The sequence below is a fragment of the Bradyrhizobium sp. genome, assembly GCF_019244115.1.
GTDB lineage: Bacteria > Pseudomonadota > Alphaproteobacteria > Rhizobiales > Xanthobacteraceae > Bradyrhizobium.
Map to the genome: position 1 here is coordinate 1 of NZ_JAFATE010000240.1, position 7,315 is coordinate 7,315.

The window sequence follows — 7,315 nt, forward strand, 5'->3', positions numbered from 1 at the left end:
AATGAGGTCGACCACCACGCTGATGCGGCTCGCATTGTCGGCGAGCCCCTGCATGGTGGCGTCGGTGGCGCCGGCCTCCGCGACCGCCTTGCGGGCGATTTCCGCCGAGGTCACGACCTGGCGGCCGATCTCCGCGATCGAGGACGACAGCTGCTCGGTGCCGGCCGACACCGTCTGCACATTGGCGGAGGTTTCCTCGGCGGCGGAGGCGACTGCGCTGACCAGCGCGCTCGACTGCTGGGCGGTCGACGACATGCCCTGGGCGGTAGCCTGCATCGAACTAGCGGAGCCTTGCAGATTGCCGAGCGCGCTCCGCACGGTGGCCTCGAACTCGGCGATCTTGGCCTCGATGCGCGACGCGCGTTCGTTCTTGGCGACACGGTCCTCGTCCTGCGCGGCGGCGAGCGCGCGGGCGCGGATCATGCTGTCGCGGAACACTTCGAGTGCGTCCGCCATCGCCGCGATCTCGTCACGCTGCTTCGAGCCGACGATGTCGGTCTCGAGATCACCGCTGGACAGGCGCTGCATCGAACGCTGCAGGCCGCCGATCCTCTTCAGGATGTTGGCCCCGACATAGCGCCACACGAACAGCGCCGATCCGATCAGCGTCAGCACGCCGAGCCCAAGCATTGCCATCGTCGCCGCGGAGATTTCCTGACGCGCGGCGGCGGTCGCGGCGTCGGTGCTCTTGCGCACGGCATCGACGAGCTGCTGCACGCCGATGTCGAGCCCGACATTGAGCTTGCGCGTCTCATCCAGCACGGTCTGGCCATAGTCGAAGCCGTCGAGCTCCTTCTGGCGCAGGTTGAACACGCCGCTCTTGCCGGTGCCGAAGGCGAGCAGCTTTTCGGCGACGCCCCGCAGCGACTTGGCGCCCTGATTGTCGGGCAGGAGATCGAGGTTGGACCGGACGCGGCCCGCGGCCTGCTTGAACTCCTTCTGGATGTCGTCGAGCTGGTCGCTGTTGTTGGCCGACAGGCCGGCGATCAGGTCGGCGGCGGCGAGATTGCCGCTGGCGATGACGTTGCTGAGCTGCAGCACGGTCTGTGCGGCGTCGTTGGCGTCGTCCGCAGACAGGCTGGCCGAGCCCAGAATGGCGTTGATGCGGGTCTGTGCATCCATCATGACCGGCGCGCCGGCGGCAGCAAAGGCGGTCTGCGCCGCGCGCAGGCCCTCATATTGCTTGTCATGCTCTGCGGCGAGCGTCAGCCGCTCACGCGCCGCGGAGGCGAGGCTCTGCGTCGCCTCGTCGATGTTTTTCACGGTTTCGCGCAGCGCCGCCACCACCGCCGGGTCGGCGCCCAGATCGGAGATTTCCGCAAGCTTTTGCGCGGTGCCCTGCTGGGTATCCTTCATTTTCCTGGCGCGTTCATTGAGCGCGTCCTCGCTCGGCGAGGCCAGAAGGCCGGGGCCCTGGGCAGCGAGCGCCGCGCCCTGCGCGGACAGTCCGAGGCTTGCGACCAGCCCTGGGATGGTCTGCCCGCTGAGACTCGCCATGGCGCCGCCGAGGTGGCCGAGCACGAGACCGGCGCCGGCGCTGATCACGATCGCCATGCCGGCAATCACCGTGAAGGCTGCGAACAGACTGCCTCGCACGCCCCATCGCGGCAGGAGGCGCGGAACAATGGATTTGCCGTTGCGCGACCAAAACGCCATCGCAGTTTCCCCCGACCTTCTTTCATTTTCGAATTGAATTTGATGCGAGTATCCTTTTACCCGGTTAACAAACTCGCGAAGGTTCGGCGCACGTGGCAAATTTTCGTTGCCAACCAATTAAAAAGGCCGGCATTTCGCCGGCCTTTTTTCGCCTTGCGCAATAGCTGCGCAAAATCAGTAGCGCGCAACGACCGGGCCGCCCCAGTTGAAGCGGTAGTTGATGCCGGCCTTGATCACATGGTCGTCGGTGGTGAAGCTGCCGAACGGCACGAGCGCGGCGGGCGCCGTGAAGGTCGCCTTGCCGAAATTGTAATACTGATATTCGGCCTTGGCCGACCAGTTCGGCGCGAACAGATATTCGACGCCGGCGCCGACGGTGTAGCCGTTGGAGTGATCGCCTGTGGTCGCGAACGCGACCGGCACACCGCCGAGCGTCACGCTCTCATTGTTGTCGGAGAAGGCGTAGCCGCCCTTCACATAGAGCAGCCCCGGACCCCAGGTGTAGCCGACGCGGCCGGTCACCGAGCCGAGCCCGCGCTGCTTGTTGGTGTAGGCGAAGCCGCCGGGGAACACCGCGCCGACATTGCCGGAAATCCAGCTGTACTGCGCCTCGGCGCCGATCACCCAGGTCGGGGCGAACTGCCAGTCGGCGCCGCCCTGCACGCCGCCGAGGAAGCGGCCGTTGCCGTTGTTGCCGGTGGCGAGCCCAGAGAAATTGTTGTCGCTGGTGAACGCGCCGCCGAGATGACCGCCGAGATAGAAGCCGGTCCAGTTGTAGATCGGCGCGGCATAGGCGGGCGGAGCCTTGGCGTAGGGATAGGGGCGGGCGCCGAGGTCGGCCGCGAGCGCAGGGGCAACTGCGGCAAGAGTTGCAAGCGCCACGGTCGTGAGCAGGAACTTCTTCATGGGTCTTGTCTCCAACAGAACACCGAGAAAGACGCCGTCGGGGGCGCCATCAATGCGCCGTCAGATAGCCCGCATTTCAATAAAAAGCTGTCACTCCCAGAGCACAGCCGTCCTCAACCCAACCTATTGGGGTTTAAATGTTTTTTGTGCTTAACGGGGCGCTAATGAAGGGTGAAGAATGGCTTAATTTCGCAAGCCCCATGTGCCGTTTGAGACATGGCTCTCGCGCTCAAATCGCCGCGATGCCCTGCGGCGGATTGCAATGATCCGGCGGCTGCTCGCCTCTGGCCGCGCAGAAGCGCGAGCTGGCGCGCCCGTCGAAGGTCATGGTGCCGGCATAGAGGTCGCCGAGAACCACGCCGTCGAACACATAAGGCAGCCCGTCCTGCCGCAGGATCATGTGCGACCCCTCGCGGCTCCAATGTCCATGCAGTGTGGATTGGATCGGCCTGTCGGTCGCGGCATCGTGGCCGTCCTCGGCATAGCTGCCGTCGGCGTTGAAGTGCCACGTGTAGACAAAGCGGGGAAAGGCGTCGGGGATGAGCACGGTCCAGACCGTGCCGGCCGGCGCCTCACTCACCTCGCCCGTGAACGCGGCCTCAGTGCGCAAGCCGCCGAAAACCGTGCCGTAGAAAACGACGACGACGAGAAAGCGGAGCATCGCGTTGCACCGGTGTATGCGCTGGCAGCATACACCAGTGTCATTCGCGTGACGCGTCCCTAGCCGTCACCGCCCTTCAAGAGATCGTCGATCCGGATCGGGAAGCGCCGCACGCGAACCCCGGTCGCGTGCCACACTGCGTTGGCAACGGCACCGGCCGAACCGGTGATGGCGATCTCGCCGACGCCCTTGATGCCGAGCGGGTTCACGTAGGGATCGTGCTCGTCGATCATCAGCGCTTCCATCGGCGGCACGTCGGCGTTCACCGGCACGTGGTATTCCGCCAGATTGGCGTTCATGATCCGGCCGGAGCGGCGATCGGTGATCGCCTCCTCATGCAAGGTGAACGAGATGCCCCAGATCATGCCACCAAAATACTGGCTCTTGACCAGGCGCGGATTGATGACCCGGCCTGCGGCGAACGCGCCAACCATGCGGCTGACGCGGATCTGGCCAAGCTCAGGATCGACCTTCACCTCGGCGAACACGGCGCCATGCGCCTGCATGGCGTAGTTGGCCTGCGCCGCCGGATCGATCGCGCCATTGCCGCGGGCTTCGACCTCGGCGAGACCGGCGCGCGCGAGAATGTCGACATAACTTTCGCTGCGGCTGTCGTCGTCGCGCCGATGCAGGCGGCCGCCGCGCGCGATCACGCCGGCATTGCCGGCGCCGAACAGCGGCGAGCGCTGGTCGGAGGTGGCAAGCTCGGCGAGCTTTGCGATGACGGCGGCGCCGGCATTGTGGATTGCGCTGCCCGCGGTCGCGGTGTGGGCCGAGCCGCCGGCAATGCCGGCATCCGGCAGGTCGGACGTGCCGGCCTTGAACTCGACCTCGTCGATACCGAGCGCCAGCGCATCCGCCGCGATCTGCGCGAGCGCGGTCCAGGCGCCCTGGCCCATGTCATGCGCGCCGGTCTCCATGGTGGCCGAACCGTCGCGGCGCACCACCGCGCGCGCCTCGGCGGCGAACATCAGCGCCGGGAAGATCGCGGTGCCCATGCCCCAGCCGACCAGAAAGCCGTTCTCATCGCGCATTTGGCGAGGCTCGAGCGGACGCTTCGCCCAGCCGAACCGTTCGGCGCCCTGCGTGTAGCACTCGCGCAGCGCCTTCGACGAAAACGGCCGGCCCGAGATCGGCTCGACCTCGGCATAATTCTTCAGTCGAAAGGCGAGCGGGTCCATGCCGCAGGCCAGCGCCATCTCGTCGATGGCGCATTCCAGCGCCAGCGAGCCCGGCGCCTCGCCGGGTGCGCGCATGAACAGCGGCGTGCCGTTGTCGAGCCGCACGGCTTCATGGGAGATGGCGATCGCCGGGCTCGCATAAAGGCTGTGCGAGGCGTTGGCCGCCGGCTCGAAAAAATCGTCAAAAGTCGAGCTTGCGACCTTGGCATGGTGATCGATCGCGGTCAGCGCGCCGTCCTTGGCCGTGGCCATGCGCAGGCGCTGGCGGGTCGGCGAGCGGTGACCCACGGGACCATACATCTGGTCACGGCGCAGCACGAGCTTCACCGGCCGCTGCACCAGCTTTGCGGCGAGCAGACCGAGAACCACCGGACCGGAAATCAGGCCCTTGGAGCCGAAACCGCCACCGAGGAAGGGACTGCGGATGTGAACATTACCAGGCGGAATACCGAACAGGCCGGCGATGCGCGCCTGCATCATCACCAGCCCCTGCGTCGGGGTATCGATCGAGAGCTTGTCGCCGTCCCACTGCGCGACGATGCCATGCGGCTCCATTGCATTGTGATATTGCGCTGGTGTCTCGTAAGTCACGTCGATCGCATGCGCCGATGTTTTGAGCGCACCGTCGACGTCGCCATGTCGCAACGCAGATGGATTACCGACACCGACCGCAGGCGGAACAAAACTTTCGTTGCCGTCGAGGCCGGTGCGGGCCGGCTCGACCTCATAGGTCGGCGCAAGCAGCGCGGCGCCCTCCGTGGCCGCCTCCAGTGTCTCGGCAATCACGACCGCGATCGGCTGGTTGGCGTAGCGCACCCGGTCATTCTGCATAGCTTCGTAGCGGAACATGAACGGGTTGGTTTTCGCATCGGGGTCTTCGGCGAGGGCGGGCCGGTTCTGCTCCGTCATGACTTCGACCACGCCGGGGTGGCGTTTGGCCGCGGCGACGTCGAGCGACACCACGCGCCCGCGCGCGATGCTCGAGACCGCCATCACGGCATAGAGCATTTTTGGCGGGTGATTGTCCGCGGCATAGCGCGCCGCGCCGGTGACCTTGAGCGCGCCGTCGCGGCGGGTCAGCGGCTGACCGCTGTTCGATCCATGCCGGATATGGGCGGGATCGCGGGTCGGGATGATATCAAGCATGAAGGGCAGCTCCGGCATGGGAGGAGAATGGCGAGGCGGGGAGCGCGGGAACGCGGTCCGGGGTGCCGGCCGCGGCCAGCATCAGCGCGCGAACGATGACGCGCTCGGCGAGTTCGATCTTGAAGGCGTTGTCGCCGGACGGTTTTGCTTCAGTGAGGGCGGCGCGCGCGGCAGGCTCGAAGGCCGCACGTTCAGGACGGGCGCCCGCCAGCATCGCTTCGGCGGATCGCGCGCGCCAGGGCTTTGCGGCAATGCCGCCGAGCGCGAGCCGCGCCTCCTTGACCGTCCCGTTTTCGATGACGAGACCCGCCGCGGCCGAGACCAGCGCGAAGGCATAGGAGGTCCGGTCGCGCACCTTCAGGTAACGCGCATGCCCTGCGAAGGTACTTGCCGTCGCCGGCAGCCGCAGCGCCGTGATCAGTTCACCCGGAGCCAGCACGCTGTCGCGCTCCGGTGTCGTGCCGGGGAGCGGATGCAGCGCCTCGACGGTGACTTCACGGCTGCCATTCTTGCCCGCGATCTCTACGATCGCGTCGAAGCCTGTCAGCGGCACGCAGAAGTCCGATGGATGGGTGGCAATGCAGCTATCGCTCCAGCCGAGGATCGCGTGCAGGCGGTTGTCGCCCTCGCGCGCATCGCAGCCCGATCCTACCGTGCGCTTGTTGCAGGCGCTGGCGGGGTCATAAAAATAGCTGCAGCGCGTCCGCTGCAACAGATTGCCGCCGACGGTCGCAGCATTGCGGAGTTGCCCCGATGCACCCGACAGCAGCGCCTCCACGATCGCCGGAAACGCCTTTGCGAAATCGGGATCCTGGGCGAGGTCGGCATTGCGCACCAGCGCGCCGATCCGCCAGGAGCCGTCAGCCTGCCGCTCGATGCGATCGAGTCCCGGCAGGCGCGAGACGTCCACCAGGCGCGTCGGATGTGCGATCCCGCCTTTCATCAGATCAAGCAGATTGGTGCCGCCGGCGAGATAGGCCGCGCCGGGCTCGGCTGCGGCGCTGATGGCTTCGGTGAGGGTGTTCGGTCTCACATAATCGAAACGCTTCATGCCGCGCGCTCCGTCTTGGGCGCAGCAAGCTGCGCCTGGGCTTCAAGGACGGCCTCCGTGATTCCGGCATACGCGCCACAGCGGCAGAGATTTCCGCTCATGGCTTCGCGGACGCGCTCCGGATCGTCACCAGCCTGGCCTTCAGTGATCAGCCCGATCGCGCTCATGATCTGGCCGGGCGTGCAGAAGCCGCATTGCAGCGCGTCGTGGGCGATGAAGGCGGCCTGCACGGGATGCAGCCGGTCGCCTTGCGCGACGCCCTCGATGGTGGTGATGGTGGCGCCGTCATGGCTAAGCGCCAGCGCTAGACAGGCGTTGATCCTCCGTCCGTCGACTAGGATCGTGCAGGCGCCGCATTGGCCGCGGTCGCATCCCTTCTTGGTTCCGGTGAGATCGAGGCGTTCGCGCAGCAGGTCGAGCAGCGTGACGCGCGGGTCGTCCAGCACGATATCGCGCCGCTCACCGTTGACGGTGAGACTGATAGACAGAGTCATGCAATGTTCCGATCGATGCTATGGTCTGCCCGGATCGGAAGCGTTCGCGGCTCGCGGCCGGGACGCATCGACCTAGGGCACGCGTGACCGCCGGAAGAGTTGAATGGAAGAGGCGGCTGGGCGTGGTGTAGCCAGTTATACGGAGGATGCCTCCGTTTAACAAGGCGCGGCCGATCAAGAGATGGTGACGAGACGTTCTGGAATGTCAGATGGGCCCGCA

6 protein-coding genes are annotated in these 7,315 nt (G+C 66.2%); all 6 read right to left on the bottom strand.

Annotated features, from left to right (window positions below; translation table 11 throughout):
• The coding region (locus JOZ76_RS10780) for a methyl-accepting chemotaxis protein (protein WP_291698619.1) at positions 1-1,656 on the bottom strand (1,656 nt) is incomplete at its 3' end.
• A gap of 174 nt (positions 1,657-1,830) precedes the next feature.
• Positions 1,831-2,562: an outer membrane protein gene (locus tag JOZ76_RS10785; RefSeq protein WP_291698620.1), complete on the bottom strand. Its 732-nt coding sequence runs from the start codon at positions 2,560-2,562 to the stop codon at positions 1,831-1,833.
• Positions 2,563-2,791: 229 nt separating this feature from the next.
• Positions 2,792-3,223 carry a hypothetical protein gene (locus tag JOZ76_RS10790; protein WP_291698621.1) on the bottom strand — a complete coding sequence of 144 codons (432 nt, stop codon included), beginning with the start codon at positions 3,221-3,223 and terminating at the stop codon, positions 2,792-2,794.
• A gap of 59 nt (positions 3,224-3,282) precedes the next feature.
• Positions 3,283-5,550, bottom strand: a complete 2,268-nt coding sequence (locus JOZ76_RS10795; protein ID WP_291698622.1) for a xanthine dehydrogenase family protein molybdopterin-binding subunit — start codon at positions 5,548-5,550, stop codon at positions 3,283-3,285.
• Positions 5,543-6,601 carry an FAD binding domain-containing protein gene (locus JOZ76_RS10800; protein ID WP_291698623.1) on the bottom strand — a complete coding sequence of 353 codons (1,059 nt, stop codon included), beginning with the start codon at positions 6,599-6,601 and terminating at the stop codon, positions 5,543-5,545. Before JOZ76_RS10800 ends, JOZ76_RS10795 begins: the two co-directional genes overlap by 8 nt.
• Entirely contained in the window at positions 6,598-7,095 is a 498-nt protein-coding gene (locus tag JOZ76_RS10805; protein WP_291698624.1) for a (2Fe-2S)-binding protein, read from the bottom strand. The genes JOZ76_RS10800 and JOZ76_RS10805 overlap by 4 nt, the downstream gene beginning before the upstream one ends.
• Positions 7,096-7,315 lie beyond the last annotated feature (220 nt).